The sequence below is a fragment of the Enterobacter cloacae complex sp. GYL001 genome (assembly GCF_049237125.1).
GTDB classification, from domain to species: Bacteria; Pseudomonadota; Gammaproteobacteria; order Enterobacterales; family Enterobacteriaceae; genus Enterobacter; species Enterobacter hormaechei_C.
Genome location: NZ_JBMKGW010000003.1, coordinates 223588 through 237892, shown reverse-complemented (window position 1 = coordinate 237892; position 14305 = coordinate 223588). Strand labels below are relative to the sequence as shown.

The window sequence follows — 14305 nt, the reverse complement described above, 5'->3', positions numbered from 1 at the left end:
TTCCTTTTCGGAGGTAATCAGCCATCCCCCCGCGACAGAGTGCGCCAGTGTCCAACCACTGACGGGCTGAATGCTTACCTTAACCAGGGTTAAAACGAAGCAACACCCTGATATTCAGACAGTAGCCGCCATTGTGCAGCTTTTTTTATGGAGATTTGCTGGTGGCTGAAGACATTAGGTTTGTTGTGGTTGGTCACCACACCCGGACGGGACAAGCACAACGTCTTGCTGCGCTGCTGGATGCCCATCTGCTTATTGATGACGGTAACCACGGCGCGAACTGGAATCACCGACGCGCGCTTGAATGGGCTGCTGAGCAACCTTGCCGGGTAGTCGTGCTGGAAGACGACGCGCTACCGGTGCAGGGATTCACCGAAAAGGTAACTGACTGGCTGGTGCGTTTCCCTGATGACATGCTGAGCTTTTATCTCGGTACCGGCCGACCGCCGCAGTATCAGAAAGAGATAGCCGGAATGCTGGTGGATGCGGATAGCGTCTGCGGTGACCACATCGTATTAAGCAAGCTGATTCACGGGGTATGTTATAGCCCTCCTCAGGGCAGGCTGGGGCGCATGCTCAGCGCATGGAATAAAACGCTGGCAGCTGATTACGCCGTCGGTGAGGCATTCGGTGGCCGGGTGATTTATCCGTGTTACTCGCTGGTGGATCACGCTGACCTCCCGACGGTTGAGCGTCATCCTGACAACGAGCCGAGGACGGAACGCCGCCGCGCATGGAGACTGTCATGAACAAAGAGCCCCGCGTATATGGCAGCCGATGGGATAAGGCCCGTCTGCGTTTCCTGCAGCAGCACCCACTATGTGTGATGTGCGAGCAGCAGGGGCGCATAACCCCAGCAACGGTGGTTGACCATATCGAGCCCCACAAACTCAAAGATGCGCTTAAGTCAGGTAACCCGCTGGCCATATCGAAAGCACAGCTCCTGTTCTGGAGTAAAGAGAACTGGCAGCCACTGTGCAAAGCGCATCATGACTCAACGAAACAGAGAATGGAGAAGAGCGGCGCGGTAATAGGCTGTGATGCCAACGGCTACCCGCTCGATCCTGCGTCTCACTGGAGCACTTAATGAAAGACCTCAGCATTGAATACCGCGATGGAAAATTCGTTCGCCTGGTGATTGATGGCGTGGAGATGAAGGACGTGACATCCATTCAGTTCTCGCACGCTGTAGGGCAGGAGGTGCCGACAGTGACCGTCTCAGGGCATGTTGTCTCCGGGCGTGGGAAAGGCACTCAGAAACTCGAACAGGTAGACAAACATTCGGCATAGCGCGGCGGCGGCAAGTCGATTACCTATCATGTGAAATCATTTCAAATGCAACGATATCAAATGAGAATGAATCGCATCAGGGCAGGGGGGGGATCAAATCTTCAAAACCTTTGCCCCAAATGACCGCCGCCAAAGTTTGATTTTAACGCTAACCCGATTTTTTTAGTTTTAAGGTGTTGACATATGGCAGATAAACGAACCCGTTCCGACAGTTCGGCGGCAGCGGTTCAGGCCATGAAAAATGCAGCAGTGGACACCATCGATCCTCCGTCCCATGCAGGTTTGGAAAAAAAAGCCGAACCATTCTGGCATGACAATATCAGATCGAAAGCTCTGGACAGCTGGACGCCGGCCGACCTTCTGGCCGCTGTAGAACTGGCAAATAACCAGCTCTATATCACCGTCTTACGCAGAGATTTGCGTAAAGAAGAACGCGCGCGCGGTGAAGCGAGGAATGAGGCGCTGATTAAAAACCTCCGCAAACAAATTCCTGATTTGCAGCGAACCATCCTGGCTCAGCGCCGTGACCTGCAGATCCATTCCCACGCAACTAACGGCGAAAGCCGCGACCAGAAGAAACGCAATCAGAATGATCGTGATGCACGAAATACCAAAAACGAGCATCAGAGCCAGGAAGATAACCTGATCGCCTTTCCCAAACACGGATAAAAGACTATGACGCGAGGTGAGCGTGTAATAGCGTTCATTGAGCGCTATTGCATCGTGCCGGAAGGCAAGCTTCTCGGTAAGCCCATGCAGCTTGACCCCTTCCAGAAAGAATTCATCCTGGCGGTTTACGACAATCCAGTCGGTACCGATAAAGCGATACTTAGCATCGCGCGCAAAAATGGGAAGACAGGACTGATAGCCGGCATCCTGCTGGCGCATCTGGTGGGACCAGAAGCGGTACAGAACACCCAGATCGTGAGCGGTGCGCTTAGCCGCGAGCAGGCATCCATCGTTTTCAACCTCGCGGTGAAGATGGTGAACCTGAACCCGGACCTGCAGGTGTTAGTGCATATAATTCCCAGCGGCAAGAAGCTAATAGGGTTGCCGTGTAACGTCGAATACAAGGCGCTATCTGCTGAGGGTAAAACCACACACGGACTTTCCCCGATTCTGGCGATTCTGGACGAAACCGGACAGGTAAGGGGGCCACAGGATGATTTTATCGACGCGATTACTACAGCCCAGGGTGCGCATGAGAATCCGCTTCTTATCGTTATCAGCACCCAGGCGGCGAACGATGCCGACCTGTTGAGCATCTGGATTGATGATGCGGTCAAATCGAAAGATCCGCACATTGTCTGCCACGTTTACGAAGCGCCAAAAGACGCTGATATCAGTAAGCGAGAATCCTGGTTTGCTGCGAACCCGGCGCTGGGAACGTTCAGATCTGAAAAAGACATGGCGCGCCAGGCTGAAATGGCAGGCCGAATGCCAAGCTTTGAGAACACTTTCCGCAACCTCAACCTTAATCAGCGAGTGTCTACCGTATCGCCGTTCATCTCACGCAGCGTGTGGGAGTTGTGCGGCGGAGCGCCGGTTAACACACCGAGGAAATGGTATGCCGGGCTGGATCTGTCAGCCAGGAACGACTTAACGGCGCTGGTTATCGCTGGTGAGGCTGATGATGGTGTCTGGGATATCTTTCCCTTCTTCTGGACCCCACAAAAGACATTGGAAGCGCGGTCCAAAACAGACCGCGCGCCCTATGACGTATGGGCAAGGGAGGGACTTTTGCGTACCACGCCAGGTGCGTCCGTCGATTACTCATTCGTGGTCGCCGACATCGCCGAAATCATCGGTGATTTCGACCTCACTTCGATGGCCTTCGACCGATGGCGCATTGACCAGTTCAGGAAAGAGGCTGACGACATCGGCCTGAGCCTTCCGCTGGTCGAGTTCGGCCAGGGCTTTAAGGATATGGGCCCAGCTGTAGACACCCTTGAGTCACTGATGCTTAACGGGCGGGTGAGGCATGGCATGCACCCGGTGTTAACCATGTGTGCCTGGAACGCGGTGATAGTAAAAGATGCTGCCGGCAACCGAAAGCTGGATAAATCCAAAGCAACGGGCCGTATTGATGGCATGGTCGCAATGACAATGTCCGTTGGTGCTGCAAATGGGGAAGTTACCGAACAGGGTGGTGACTTCGATGACTTCATTTTCCGACCGCTGAGCATGTGATGGAAGAACCTAAATACACGATTGACCTGCGCACCAATAACGGCTGGTGGGCAAGGCTGCAGTCCTGGTTTGTCGGCGGGCGTTTAGTCACCCCAAATCAGGGCTCACAAACGGGGCCCGTTTCGGCCCACGGACACCTGGGCGATTCATCCATTAACGATGAACGGATACTGCAAATTTCGACGGTGTGGCGCTGCGTGAGCCTGATTTCAACGCTCACGGCATGCCTCCCGCTTGAAGTTTTTGAAACTGACCAGAACGACAACCGTAAAAAAGTGGATTTGAGCAATCCGCTGGCGCGACTGCTGCGCTACTCGCCGAATCAGTACATGACCGCCCAGGAATTCAGGGAGGCCATGACGATGCAGCTCTGTTTTTATGGTAACGCATATGCACTGGTGGACCGAAACAGCGCGGGTGACGTGATCAGCCTTCTCCCGCTTCAGTCTGCCAACATGGATGTGAAACTCGTCGGAAAAAAAGTGGTATATCGCTATCAACGCGACAGCGAATACGCCGACTTTTCGCAGAAAGATATTTTTCACCTTAAAGGCTTCGGATTCACCGGGTTGGTAGGGCTGTCGCCCATCGCCTTTGCCTGTAAATCGGCAGGTGTGGCCGTTGCGATGGAGGACCAGCAGCGAGATTTCTTTGCCAATGGTGCCAAGTCTCCGCAAATCCTCTCAACTGGCGAAAAAGTGCTAACTGAACAGCAGCGCTCGCAGGTCGAAGAGAACTTTAAAGAGATCGCCGGCGGACCGGTAAAAAAACGCCTCTGGATTCTGGAAGCGGGCTTTTCCACATCGGCAATTGGCGTAACGCCACAGGATGCCGAAATGATGGCGTCCCGAAAATTCCAGGTTAGTGAGCTGGCGCGGTTCTTTGGCGTACCGCCTCACCTTGTCGGCGATGTCGAGAAGTCAACGAGCTGGGGATCGGGTATCGAGCAGCAGAATCTCGGCTTCCTGCAGTACACGCTGCAGCCCTATATCTCCCGGTGGGAAAACAGTATTCAGCGATGGCTGATCCCATCGAAAGACGTTGGCCGCCTACATGCTGAGCACAATCTTGATGGTCTCCTGAGGGGCGATTCTGCCTCCCGTGCCGCGTTCATGAAGGCAATGGGAGAGTCCGGCCTGCGTACCATCAACGAAATGCGCCGAACAGACAACATGCCGCCATTACCTGGTGGAGATGTAGCGATGCGACAGGCGCAGTATGTGCCAATTACCGACTTAGGAACCAACAAAGAGCCCCGAAATAACGGGGCTTAATTTTTATGGGGGCCGTGATGCCTGAAATCGTAAAAACGCTGTCCTTCGACGAGACAGAAATCAAATTCACCGGTGACGGGAAGCAGGGGATTTTCGAAGGATATGCCTCTGTTTTTAATAACACCGATTCCGATGGCGACATCATTCTGCCCGGGGCGTTCAAAAACGCACTGGCGAACCAGACCCGCAAAGTGGCGATGTTTTTCAACCACAAGACGTGGGAGCTGCCGGTTGGTAAATGGGACAGTCTGGCCGAAGACGAAAAAGGGCTCTACGTTCGCGGTCAACTTACGCCAGGGCACAGCGGTGCCACCGACCTGAAAGCTGCAATGCAGCACGGTACGGTTGAGGGTATGTCGGTTGGCTTTTCGGTTACCAAAGACGATTACACCATCATCCCTACCGGTCGCATTTTTAAGAATATCCAGGCCCTGCGCGAAATCAGCGTCTGCACCTTCCCGGCTAACGAACAGGCTGGCATTGCAGCCATGAAAAGCGTGGATGGCATTGAAACAATCCGTGATGTGGAGAACTGGCTGAGGGATTCAGTCGGCCTCACCAAATCACAGGCAGTTGGGTTAATAGCCCGGTTTAAGTCAGCGATTCGGAGCGAGTCCGAGGGCGACAGAAACGAAGCACAAATCAACGCTCTGCTTCAGAGCATCAAATCTTTCCCTTCTAATTTAGGTAATTAATTATGTCTGAACTCGCTCTCATTCAAAAAGCTATCGAAGAATCCCAGCAGAAAATGTCCCAGCTTTTCGATGCGCAGAAAGCAGAAATCGAAAGCACCGGTCAGGTTTCTAAACAACTGCAGTCCGACCTTGCGAAAGTACAGGAAGAGCTGACCAAATCCGGTACCCGCCTCTTCGATCTCGAGCAGAAACTGGCCTCCGGTGCCGAAAATCCGGGTGAGAAGAAATCCTTCTCCGAACGCGCAGCGGAAGAGCTGCAGAAGTCTTGGAACGGCAGCAAAGGCAGCTTCGACGCGAAAACCTTTAACAAGTCGCTGGGTAGTGATTCTGATTCTGCAGGCAGCCTGATCCAGCCTATGCAGGTTCCAGGCATCATCATGCCGGGCCTGCGCCGTCTGACCATTCGTGATCTGCTGGCGCAGGGCCGCATTTCCAGTAACTCCCTGGAATACGTCCGTGAAGAGGTGTTTACCAATAACGCCGATGTGGTGGCCGAGAAAGCGCTGAAACCTGAATCGGATATTACCTTCAGCAAACAGACCGCGAACGTGAAGACTATCGCCCACTGGGTGCAGGCGTCACGTCAGGTTATGGACGATGCGCCAATGCTGCAGTCATACGTCAACAACCGCCTCATGTATGGTCTGGCGCTGAAGGAAGAAGGCCAGCTGCTGAACGGCGACGGTACCGGGGATAACTTGGAAGGTCTGAATAAAGTGGCAACAGCCTATGACACCTCGCTGAATGCCACCGGCGACACCCGCGCTGACATTATCGCTCACGCTATTTATCAGGTGACAGAGTCTGAGTTTAGCGCTTCCGGTATCGTCCTGAACCCGCGCGACTGGCACAACATCGCGCTGCTGAAAGACAACGAAGGCCGCTATATCTTCGGTGGTCCTCAGGCGTTTACCAGCAACATCATGTGGGGTTTGCCAGTGGTTCCGACTAAGGCGCAGGCCGCCGGCACCTTTACGGTGGGCGGTTTTGATATGGCCTCACAGGTGTGGGATCGCATGGATGCCACCGTGGAAGTCAGCCGTGAAGACCGCGACAACTTCGTGAAAAACATGCTGACCATTCTGTGCGAAGAACGCCTGGCGCTGGCGCACTATCGCCCGACGGCAATCATCAAGGGCGCTTTCTCTTCTGGCTCATGATGGAGGGGGCGGGGTGACCCGCCCTTTTAACTTATGGCGATAGATGTTCTGGATGTAATTGGCCTCCGCCTGTTTAAGCAGCAGATTGAATTTGAGGAAGACGACAGGGACGAGCTGATCACCATGTACGCTCAGGCAGCTTTTGACTACTGCATACGCTGGTGCGATGAACCAGCATGGAAAGTTGCTGCTGATATTCCTGCAGCCGTTAAGGGCGCCGTTCTCCTTGTCTTTGCTGACATGTTTGAACACCGCACTGCGCAAAGCGAAGTACAGCTATATGAGAACGCTGCAGCAGAACGCATGATGTTCATCCATCGCAACTGGCGCGGTAAATCTGAACCTGAGGAGGGCTCCTGATGGAACCTGGACGATTCAGGCACCGGGTAAAAATTCTCACCTTCACGACTTCGCGCGATCCATCTGGTCAGCCGGTTGAATCGTGGAGTGGTGGCAACCCGGTCCCGGCTGAGGTAAAGGGGATCAGCGGCAGAGAGCAGATGTCAGGCGGCGCGGAAACGGCGCAGGCAACCATTCGCGTCTGGATGCGCTTCAGGGCTGAGCTGAACGCCTCTTCTCGTCTTGAAGTGCTCAGCGGCCCGTATAAAGGTCAGGTGCTAAATATCATCGGTCCTCCTGTAGCAAATGCGACCGGCACTCGCCTGGAAATTCTTTGCAAAACGGGAGCTGAAAAATGATTGGGACGAGCCTCGATTTTTCCGGGTTGAATGACATCGCAAAGGATCTGGAGGCGCTTAGCCGTGCTGAAAACAACAAGGTTCTGCGTGATGCTACGCGCGCTGGTGCCGAAGTGCTTAAGGAAGAAGTGATCGCCCGCGCTCCGGTGCGAACTGGGAAACTGAAAAAAAACGTGGTGGTGGTGACCCAAAAAAGCCGTCGCCGCGGGGAAATTTATTCCGGCGTCCATATTCGTGGTGTTAACCCGCGCACCGGGAACAGCGATAACACAATGAAGGCGAGTAACCCGAGAAACGCCTTTTACTGGCGCTTTGTGGAGCTTGGCACTGCGAACATGCCTGCGCATCCTTTTGTGCGACCCGCTTACGATACGCGCGAGGAAGAGGCCGCCAGCGTCGCCATTGCCAGGATGAATCAGGCTATTGATGAGGTGTTGAGCAAGTGAATGAAGATGATATCTACGCTTTGCTTTCTCCCCTGGCAGAAGGGCGGGTATATCCCTACGTTGCGCCATTAGGTAGTGACGGGAAACCGTCTGTCTCTCCACCCTGGATTATCTTTTCCATCGTCGATGATGTTTCCGCTGACGTGCTGTGTGGCCAGGCAGAGAGCAGGGTTTCCATTCAGGTAGATGCTTACTCAACCTCCATCAAAGAGGCGCGCGCGCTCGTGGAAGATGCTCTAGTGGCGCTACGGCCACTAAACCCGACGGAGGTCGCCAGGCTCCCCGGATACGAGCCCCATCGACGACTCTACCGCATGACCCTCGATTTCAGGGTTACCCCCTGACAATTAATTCACCCAACGAACCCGCCTGATGGCGGGTTTTCTTTTTCCAGGAGACAGCTATGTCTGCACTTTATGAAAAATCGCAGCTGACGAAGATCCTTATTTCCTCCCTGCCAGCCACCAAAGAAACGATGGATTCCGCAACCTTCCTCGATCTGAGTTGCACCATCAAAGAAATTCAGTTCACCGGTGGCCAGAAGCAGGATATCGACGTAACAACGCTTTGCTCAGAAGAGCAGGAGAACATTAACGGCCTGCCTTCTCCGTCAGAAATCTCTCTGTCCGGTAACTTTTACAAGAACCCGGCGCAGGACGCCTTGCGCGATGCGTATGACAACGATACGACCTACGCTTTCCAGGTCATTTTCCCGTCCGGCAAAGGCTTTAAGTTCCTGGCTGAAATCCGCCAGCACACATGGTCTTCCGGTACCAACGGCGTAGTGGCGGCAACGTTCTCCCTGCGCCTGAAGGGTAAGCCTGAAAACATTGAATCTGGTTCCTGAGGGGTTGCATGAAGAATATTAAAAACCTCGCCCTGGCTAAGATGTCGGGCTTTCGTCATAAGACGGTCGCCGTTCCTGAGTGGGAAGGCGTCAAGGTGGTTCTCCGTGAGCCGTCAGGTGAAGCCTGGCTGCGCTGGCAGGAGGTGGTGAAAGCGGGTGCCGACGATGAAAATGTGTCGGTATCGGAAAAGGCGCACCGTAATCTTTGCGCTGACGTGGTGCTCTTCATTGACGTCCTGTGCGATACCAATAAGCAACCGGTATTCAGCGTTGACGAAGAAGAGCAGGTGCGTGAAATTTACGGACCCGTACACTCACGCCTGCTCAAACAGGCGCTTGACCTGATTAACAACGCGGACGAAGCGCGGGAAAAGTCTCAACCCCCGGCGTAAAGTTTCTGATGTCGCTTGCGCTCCGGATGGGGCGCACGCTCTCAGAGCTTCGGCAGAATATGACGGCAAGCGAGCTTCTGATGTGGATTGAGTACGACAGGCAAAGTCCGGTTGGCGATATCCGTGGCGACATTCAGGCAGCTCAGCTCGTCTCTGCCATCTACGGTTCGCAGGGGGCAAAAGTACCGCTGGACGATGCGATCCTGCGATGGGGTGGCGATGAGCAATCAGAACCGAAGGACCCGTTTGCTGGGCTTGAGGCTGCACTTACTGCCGCGACGCAGTGACTTTTGACCCAGATAATATTAGGATTCTTAGACTGATAATGCTGGGGAACCAAAATGGAAATTTTACTAGTTTCAATTGTTATAGGCTTAATTCCAGCCTTAATTGCTCAAAGCAAAGGAAGATCTTTCTTTGCATGGTGGGTGTATGGTGCTCTGCTATTCATAATTGCTTTTGTACATTCTTTGGTAATAAAGAAGGATGTTGCGGCAGAAGAAAAAGACTTAATTGAAAACGATGGTATGAAGAAGTGCCCATTCTGTGCAGAGTTAATCAAAAGCGAAGCTATTAAATGTAAGCACTGTGGTAGTGATTTAGCAGTCGATTCCCCACCGGTTAAGACTGATGAAGAATACCTCGAAGAAGCCAGGCAAAAGGTCTGGAAACAATAAAAATAAAACCGCTTCGGCGGTTTTTTTACGTCTGGAGTTAGACTAAATGGCAACTTTACGTGAGTTAATAATCAAAATTTCCGCTAACTCGCAATCATTCCAGACGGAAATTTCCCGCGCTTCACGTATGGGGCAGGATTATTACCGCACCATGCAAAATGGTGGCCGTCAGGCTGCCGCTGCCGCCCGAGAGAGCGAAAGGGCGTTATCTGATCTGACCGCTGGGTTTGCATCGGCAGGAAGAGCCGCTGCTGCTGCTACGGCCGCTTTTGCGACTGGTAAGCTCGTGCAGATTGCTGATGAGTGGAATTCAGTAAACGCCCGTCTTAAGCAGGCATCATCTTCAGCTGATGATTTTGCTGCCTCTCAGCGCCAGTTAATGGAAATCAGCCAAAGAACTGGCACCGCGTTTTCAGACAACGCAAACCTTTTTTCACGCGCAGCTGCTTCAATGCGTGAGTTTGGGTATAGCTCTGACGAAGTTCTGAAAATTACCGAAGCTGTTTCTACCGGCCTTAAACTTTCGGGGGCTAATACTCAGGAAGCGAGTTCTGTTATCACTCAATTCAGCCAGGCTCTGGCGCAGGGCGTTCTTCGCGGTGAAGAATTCAACGCCGTTAACGAAGCAGGTGATCGTGTTATCCGCGCACTTGCCGCCGGAATGGGCGTGGCCCGCAAAGACCTGAAGAGCATGGCTGACCAGGGGCAACTTACGATTGATAAGGTTGTTCCTGCATTAATGAGCCAGTTGGGCTCATTACAGGGTGAGTTTGCCAGCATGCCGCAAACAGTTTCCGGATCCCTGCAAAAAGTCACAAACTCGTTCATGGCATGGGTTGGAGGTGTCAACCAGGCTACAGGTGCTACCGATGCGCTATCTGGTGGCCTAGACGGAGTTGCCCAAACGCTTGATTCATTTACCTCTTCGGCAGTAAGCGGCGCACTAAGTGATGTTGCAGACAATATGTCCACGATCACAACAGTGGCGGGTGCACTTGTTGGCGTTGGGCTGGCAAGGTATCTCAGTGGAGTAGTAACTAGCGCCACGAGCGCAACCGGCGCGCTAATTTCTGCGGCTAAGTCAGAGGTTGCTCTTGCCGTTGCACAGGATAAGGCTGCGCAGTCTGCCGTTGCCGCCTCAAGGGCGGAGGTTTATAGGGCTCAGCAAGCTGTACAGAGATCGCGTAGCGCAGATGTTCAGGCTGCGCAGCAAGAGAAAATTGCTGCGGCAGAAGCAAAAGTCACTGCAGCCCAGGCCAGGCTGACTACCGCTCTAGCCAGCGGTTCTGCTACAGAGAAAGTCAGAGCCAGAACAGCGCTTGAGCGTGCGCAGGCAGGTCTGGTGGCAGCAAAAAACGCCGATGCACAGGCTATCGCTGAAAGACGCCTGGCTTCCGCGGAGGCCGCCAGAGACCGGAACCTTGCAAATCGTGTTACCACCCAAAGCAATCTCAATAGTGTCACATCTGTTGGCACCCGCCTTTTAAGCAGTGCCCTCGGGCTCATTGGCGGCGTGCCGGGATTGGTGATGCTTGGAGCCGGTGCCTGGTATGCGGTGTATCAAAATCAGGAGCAGGCTCGGCGCTCTGCTCAGGAGTATGCCAGCACGATAGATGAAGTCAGTAAAAAGACGAGGGCAATGACCCTTCCTGAAGCTTCAGATAATGCAGAGAAAACTCGTGCCGCACTGAATGAACAAAACAGGCTAATTGATGAACAAAAGAGCAAGGTTGAAAGCCTGAAAGAGCAGATAGCTGGTTATCAGTCAGTGATTAGTAATCCCGGTCCAACTACCAGCGGTGGTTTCATGATTAACCACCTGACATATTTGGACACTGTGACTCGTGGGCTGGCTACGGCTACAGAGCAGTTATCTGTTGAGCAAGAAAGACTTGCTCAGATGCAGCAAGAATCCGCTTCTATTCAACAGGTTCTGGAAGGGCTTGAACATCGCCGGGTGGCACTCATTCGAGAAGAGGCTGCTAATCAAAACCGGGCTTATCAATCTCTCCTGTTGATGAATGGGCAGCATGACGAATTTAACCGTCTGCTGGGGCTGGGAAATCAGCTATTAATGGCTCGGCAAGGGCTGGCGAACGTCCCTCTCAGACTTCCTCAGGCCGACCTCGACAAAAAGCAAACCGATGCCCTCGAAAAGAGCCGTCGGGATCTTGAGTTGTCACGCCTGAAGGGTGAGGCCAAAGAGCGCCTGCGTCTGAGTTATGCAGCCGATGACCTGGGGTTAACCAGTGATCCGCAATTCCAGACAGGCCGTCAGGAGTTGATTAATAACGGTCTTGCTGAATGGCGGAATAATGAGGCCAACAAACCTAAGGCGAAGGGTGGTAAAACCGAAGGCGAGAAAACCGAGGATGTGTATAAGCGCCTTATCAAGCAGCAAAAAGAGCAGATTGCCCTGCAAGGCCAGAATACTGAACTGGCGAAGGTTAAATACCAGGTCAGCCAGGGCGAGCTTGCTTCTCTGACAGAAGCCCAGAAAAAGACGGTATTGCAGAATGCTGCGCTCATTGACCAGGTTAAATTGCGTGAGCAACTGCGAAATTACGAAGCCAACCTTGCTGACAGTAACGCCAGCGCCCGCGCAGCCAATGAAGCGCAACTGCTGGGCTATGGGCAGGGAGCCAGGTTCCGTGAAAGACTTCAGGAGCAGTTCAATCTGCGTAAGGAGTTTGAGCAGAAGAATACCGATCTTCTCCGCCAGCGTCAGGCTGGTGAAATCGACGAGACGTTCTATCAGCAGGGGCTGGCACTTAATAAGCGCTACCTCGAAGAGCGCCTGCGCGACCAGGAGGGATATTACGCAGCTTCTGATGCTCAGCGTGACGACTGGATGACGGGACTGTCTGAGGGTTATGCGAACTGGGTGGACGAAGCCACTGATTATTCTTCCATGGCCGCTGACGGCATGAAGCAGGCCATGGGTGGCGCGGTCACCACGATCACCGACATGCTCAATGGCAACGTTGACAGCTGGAAGGACTGGGGCGTGAGCGTACTGAAGATTATCCAGAACGTTCTGGTGAACATGGCTGTTGCTAATGGCGTCAGCTCAATTGGATCACTGTTCAGTTTTGGTGCCTCGTCAGCCGCAACCGCCAGCAGCGGTACCGCTATTCAGAATGCTGGCGCGAACTTCACATTTAATGCGAAGGGTAATGTTTACGACTCTCCGTCCCTGAGCGCTTACAGCAATGGCGTTTTCCAGACGCCTCAGCTGTTTGCTTTTGCCAAAGGCGCAGGGGTTTTTGCCGAGGCTGGTCCGGAAGCCATTATGCCGCTTACGCGCGCCGCTGATGGTTCGCTGGGCGTTCGGGCAGTTGGTACTCCGCAGGTCTCCGGAGGTGTGCCTTCAGTTAACTTCGGCGATATCAATATTCAGGGCGGATCTCCACAGGCGTCCAGTCAGGGTACTGCCGGAGCAGCAGGCAGGCAGCTTAAGGATGCCATCACTGGTGTCATTAACGAACAGGCCAGCATGCCGGGCTCGCCTCTGTGGCGATTAATCAAGGGAGTTTAACCATGGCAGTCGAAACCTTCAGCTGGTGCCCAAAGGTTGCCTCTCAGGTTGATACAAGTTTTCGTACCCGAAAGGCGCAGTTTGGCGATGGCTATACACAGGTGGCCGGGGACGGCATCAACCCGGTAACACCTCAGTGGAGCGTGAGCTTTACCGGCGACGAGGCTTACATTCAGGCCATTAAAAACTTTCTGAACAGACATGCAGGGTGGAAGTCATTTATCTGGAAGCCACCGCTTGAGCCTTCAGGTTTATGGCGCGCGGAATCCTTCCAGATATCTACCCACGGCAACAAAAAATACACCCTCAGCAGCACATTCATACAGGCATACCATCCATGAGTATTTCATCTGATGTCCAGAAACTGGAACCGGGTAAGCGCGTCCGCCTGATCGAGGTGGACGGCTCAGCGTTCGGTGCGGGTATTCTTCGCTTTCACAACGAGACAATTCCGCATACCGAGGCGGAAATCATCGCCGCAGGCGGCGACGAGTCAAAACTTGAGCCGAAGTCGGTGTGGTGGCAGGGGCAGGAGTATGGCGCGTGGCCGTATGAACTGACCGGCATATCTGTAAGCAGTGACGGCCAGAGTTCACGGCCTTCTCTCACCGTGGCAAACATCAGCGGCACGATTGGCGCGCTGTGCCGAAGGTTTCAGGGGATGGCTAAGGCAAAGGTGATCATCCATGACACCTTCGCCCACTACCTGGACGCAAGAAATTTTCCTGACGGGAACCCAACTGCGAATCCCAACGAGGAGCGCAAACAGGTTTATTACATCGACCGTAAATCAGGATCAGACGATGAAACCGTAGAGTTTGAGCTTTCCAGTCCAGCCGATCTGCGCGGGCAACTCATTCCGACCCGGCAAATTCAGCCAATGTGCACGTGGTGCATGCGGGGCTGGTACAAAACCGGGAATGGCTGCACCTACGCCGGGCAAAACGGCTGGTTCGATAAAGACGGCAACCGGGTGGATGATCCTTCACAGGATGTTTGCTCCGGACTGCTGTCAACGGGCTGCAAACCTCGTTTCGGAGAGAATGAGCAGCTGGATTATGGCGGGTTCCCCGGGGCTTCACTTCTGAGAGGATAATC

At 53.5% G+C, this 14305-nt stretch carries 18 protein-coding genes and 1 pseudogene; all 19 read left to right on the top strand.

Going from position 1 to position 14305, the window contains the following annotated elements; translation table 11 throughout:
- The first annotated feature begins 161 nt into the window (after positions 1-161).
- The 19 genes and pseudogenes from ACOTWU_RS08485 (at position 162) to ACOTWU_RS08395 (ending at position 14303) form a co-directional block, all read left to right on the top strand.
- Complete coding sequence (locus ACOTWU_RS08485; protein WP_421625761.1) at positions 162-749, top strand: hypothetical protein; 588 nt, start codon at positions 162-164, stop codon at positions 747-749.
- Positions 746-1087, top strand: a complete 342-nt coding sequence (locus ACOTWU_RS08480) for an HNH endonuclease signature motif containing protein (protein ID WP_001031354.1) — start codon at positions 746-748, stop codon at positions 1085-1087. The genes ACOTWU_RS08485 and ACOTWU_RS08480 overlap by 4 nt, the downstream gene beginning before the upstream one ends.
- The gene (locus ACOTWU_RS08475; protein WP_058647378.1) at positions 1087-1290 is read left to right on the top strand and encodes a hypothetical protein; all 204 of its coding nucleotides are present in this window, start codon (positions 1087-1089) and stop codon (positions 1288-1290) included. Before ACOTWU_RS08480 ends, ACOTWU_RS08475 begins: the two co-directional genes overlap by 1 nt.
- 183 nt (positions 1291-1473) lie before the next feature.
- Positions 1474-1959: a hypothetical protein gene (locus ACOTWU_RS08470; RefSeq protein ID WP_047633731.1), complete on the top strand. Its 486-nt coding sequence runs from the start codon at positions 1474-1476 to the stop codon at positions 1957-1959.
- A 6-nt stretch (positions 1960-1965) separates the two neighbouring features.
- Positions 1966-3480 (top strand): terminase large subunit, encoded by a 1515-nt coding sequence (locus tag ACOTWU_RS08465; protein WP_022648755.1) that lies wholly within the window; start codon positions 1966-1968, stop codon positions 3478-3480.
- Positions 3480-4754: a phage portal protein gene (locus ACOTWU_RS08460; RefSeq protein ID WP_232964220.1), complete on the top strand. Its 1275-nt coding sequence runs from the start codon at positions 3480-3482 to the stop codon at positions 4752-4754. Before ACOTWU_RS08465 ends, ACOTWU_RS08460 begins: the two co-directional genes overlap by 1 nt.
- A 17-nt stretch (positions 4755-4771) precedes the next feature.
- A complete protein-coding gene (locus tag ACOTWU_RS08455) occupies positions 4772-5449 on the top strand; it encodes an HK97 family phage prohead protease (protein WP_232964219.1) in 678 nt (225 codons plus the stop codon).
- Positions 5450-5451: 2 nt separating this feature from the next.
- Positions 5452-6609, top strand: a complete 1158-nt coding sequence (locus tag ACOTWU_RS08450; RefSeq protein WP_128111312.1) for a phage major capsid protein — start codon at positions 5452-5454, stop codon at positions 6607-6609.
- Positions 6610-6642: 33 nt separating this feature from the next.
- Positions 6643-6969 (top strand): head-tail connector protein, encoded by a 327-nt coding sequence (locus tag ACOTWU_RS08445; RefSeq protein WP_146877180.1) that lies wholly within the window; start codon positions 6643-6645, stop codon positions 6967-6969.
- Positions 6969-7307, top strand: a complete 339-nt coding sequence (locus tag ACOTWU_RS08440) for a phage head closure protein (protein WP_022648751.1) — start codon at positions 6969-6971, stop codon at positions 7305-7307. Before ACOTWU_RS08445 ends, ACOTWU_RS08440 begins: the two co-directional genes overlap by 1 nt.
- On the top strand, positions 7304-7753 hold the full coding sequence (locus tag ACOTWU_RS08435; RefSeq protein ID WP_146877179.1) for an HK97-gp10 family putative phage morphogenesis protein: 450 nt from the start codon (positions 7304-7306) through the stop codon (positions 7751-7753). The genes ACOTWU_RS08440 and ACOTWU_RS08435 overlap by 4 nt, the downstream gene beginning before the upstream one ends.
- The gene (gene gp17 / locus ACOTWU_RS08430) at positions 7750-8097 is read left to right on the top strand and encodes a tail completion protein gp17 (RefSeq protein ID WP_058652589.1); all 348 of its coding nucleotides are present in this window, start codon (positions 7750-7752) and stop codon (positions 8095-8097) included. Before ACOTWU_RS08435 ends, gp17 begins: the two co-directional genes overlap by 4 nt.
- Positions 8098-8156: 59 nt before the next feature.
- Positions 8157-8576 (top strand): annotated as a pseudogene (locus ACOTWU_RS08425) (phage tail tube protein); the annotation flags it as partial.
- A gap of 32 nt (positions 8577-8608) precedes the next feature.
- On the top strand, positions 8609-8992 hold the full coding sequence (locus ACOTWU_RS08420) for a phage tail assembly chaperone (protein WP_059444879.1): 384 nt from the start codon (positions 8609-8611) through the stop codon (positions 8990-8992).
- 8 nt (positions 8993-9000) lie between these two features.
- A complete protein-coding gene (locus ACOTWU_RS08415; RefSeq protein ID WP_006809154.1) occupies positions 9001-9279 on the top strand; it encodes a phage tail assembly protein T in 279 nt (92 codons plus the stop codon).
- 54 nt (positions 9280-9333) lie between these two features.
- A complete protein-coding gene (locus ACOTWU_RS08410) occupies positions 9334-9669 on the top strand; it encodes a zinc ribbon domain-containing protein (RefSeq protein ID WP_016240210.1) in 336 nt (111 codons plus the stop codon).
- A gap of 46 nt (positions 9670-9715) precedes the next feature.
- Positions 9716-13207, top strand: a complete 3492-nt coding sequence (locus tag ACOTWU_RS08405; protein ID WP_163364948.1) for a phage tail tape measure protein — start codon at positions 9716-9718, stop codon at positions 13205-13207.
- A gap of 2 nt (positions 13208-13209) precedes the next feature.
- A complete protein-coding gene (locus tag ACOTWU_RS08400) occupies positions 13210-13548 on the top strand; it encodes a phage tail protein (RefSeq protein ID WP_022648745.1) in 339 nt (112 codons plus the stop codon).
- The gene (locus ACOTWU_RS08395; RefSeq protein WP_006809150.1) at positions 13545-14303 is read left to right on the top strand and encodes a phage minor tail protein L; all 759 of its coding nucleotides are present in this window, start codon (positions 13545-13547) and stop codon (positions 14301-14303) included. Before ACOTWU_RS08400 ends, ACOTWU_RS08395 begins: the two co-directional genes overlap by 4 nt.
- The last annotated feature ends 2 nt before the right edge of the window (positions 14304-14305 follow it).

What these genes read in the sequence shown, in the direction of transcription:
- ACOTWU_RS08480 (WP_001031354.1), top strand. Translation starts at nt 746, where the DNA reads ATGAACAAAGAGCCCCGCGTATATGGCAGCCGATGGGATAAGGCCCGT.
- ACOTWU_RS08475 (WP_058647378.1), top strand. Translation starts at nt 1,087, where the DNA reads ATGAAAGACCTCAGCATTGAATACCGCGATGGAAAATTCGTTCGCCTG.
- ACOTWU_RS08470 (WP_047633731.1), top strand. Translation starts at nt 1,474, where the DNA reads ATGGCAGATAAACGAACCCGTTCCGACAGTTCGGCGGCAGCGGTTCAG.
- ACOTWU_RS08465 (WP_022648755.1), top strand. Translation starts at nt 1,966, where the DNA reads ATGACGCGAGGTGAGCGTGTAATAGCGTTCATTGAGCGCTATTGCATC.
- ACOTWU_RS08460 (WP_232964220.1), top strand. Translation starts at nt 3,480, where the DNA reads ATGGAAGAACCTAAATACACGATTGACCTGCGCACCAATAACGGCTGG.
- ACOTWU_RS08455 (WP_232964219.1), top strand. Translation starts at nt 4,772, where the DNA reads ATGCCTGAAATCGTAAAAACGCTGTCCTTCGACGAGACAGAAATCAAA.
- ACOTWU_RS08450 (WP_128111312.1), top strand. Translation starts at nt 5,452, where the DNA reads ATGTCTGAACTCGCTCTCATTCAAAAAGCTATCGAAGAATCCCAGCAG.
- ACOTWU_RS08445 (WP_146877180.1), top strand. Translation starts at nt 6,643, where the DNA reads ATGGCGATAGATGTTCTGGATGTAATTGGCCTCCGCCTGTTTAAGCAG.
- ACOTWU_RS08440 (WP_022648751.1), top strand. Translation starts at nt 6,969, where the DNA reads ATGGAACCTGGACGATTCAGGCACCGGGTAAAAATTCTCACCTTCACG.
- ACOTWU_RS08435 (WP_146877179.1), top strand. Translation starts at nt 7,304, where the DNA reads ATGATTGGGACGAGCCTCGATTTTTCCGGGTTGAATGACATCGCAAAG.
- ACOTWU_RS08420 (WP_059444879.1), top strand. Translation starts at nt 8,609, where the DNA reads ATGAAGAATATTAAAAACCTCGCCCTGGCTAAGATGTCGGGCTTTCGT.
- ACOTWU_RS08415 (WP_006809154.1), top strand. Translation starts at nt 9,001, where the DNA reads ATGTCGCTTGCGCTCCGGATGGGGCGCACGCTCTCAGAGCTTCGGCAG.
- ACOTWU_RS08410 (WP_016240210.1), top strand. Translation starts at nt 9,334, where the DNA reads ATGGAAATTTTACTAGTTTCAATTGTTATAGGCTTAATTCCAGCCTTA.
- ACOTWU_RS08405 (WP_163364948.1), top strand. Translation starts at nt 9,716, where the DNA reads ATGGCAACTTTACGTGAGTTAATAATCAAAATTTCCGCTAACTCGCAA.
- ACOTWU_RS08400 (WP_022648745.1), top strand. Translation starts at nt 13,210, where the DNA reads ATGGCAGTCGAAACCTTCAGCTGGTGCCCAAAGGTTGCCTCTCAGGTT.
- ACOTWU_RS08395 (WP_006809150.1), top strand. Translation starts at nt 13,545, where the DNA reads ATGAGTATTTCATCTGATGTCCAGAAACTGGAACCGGGTAAGCGCGTC.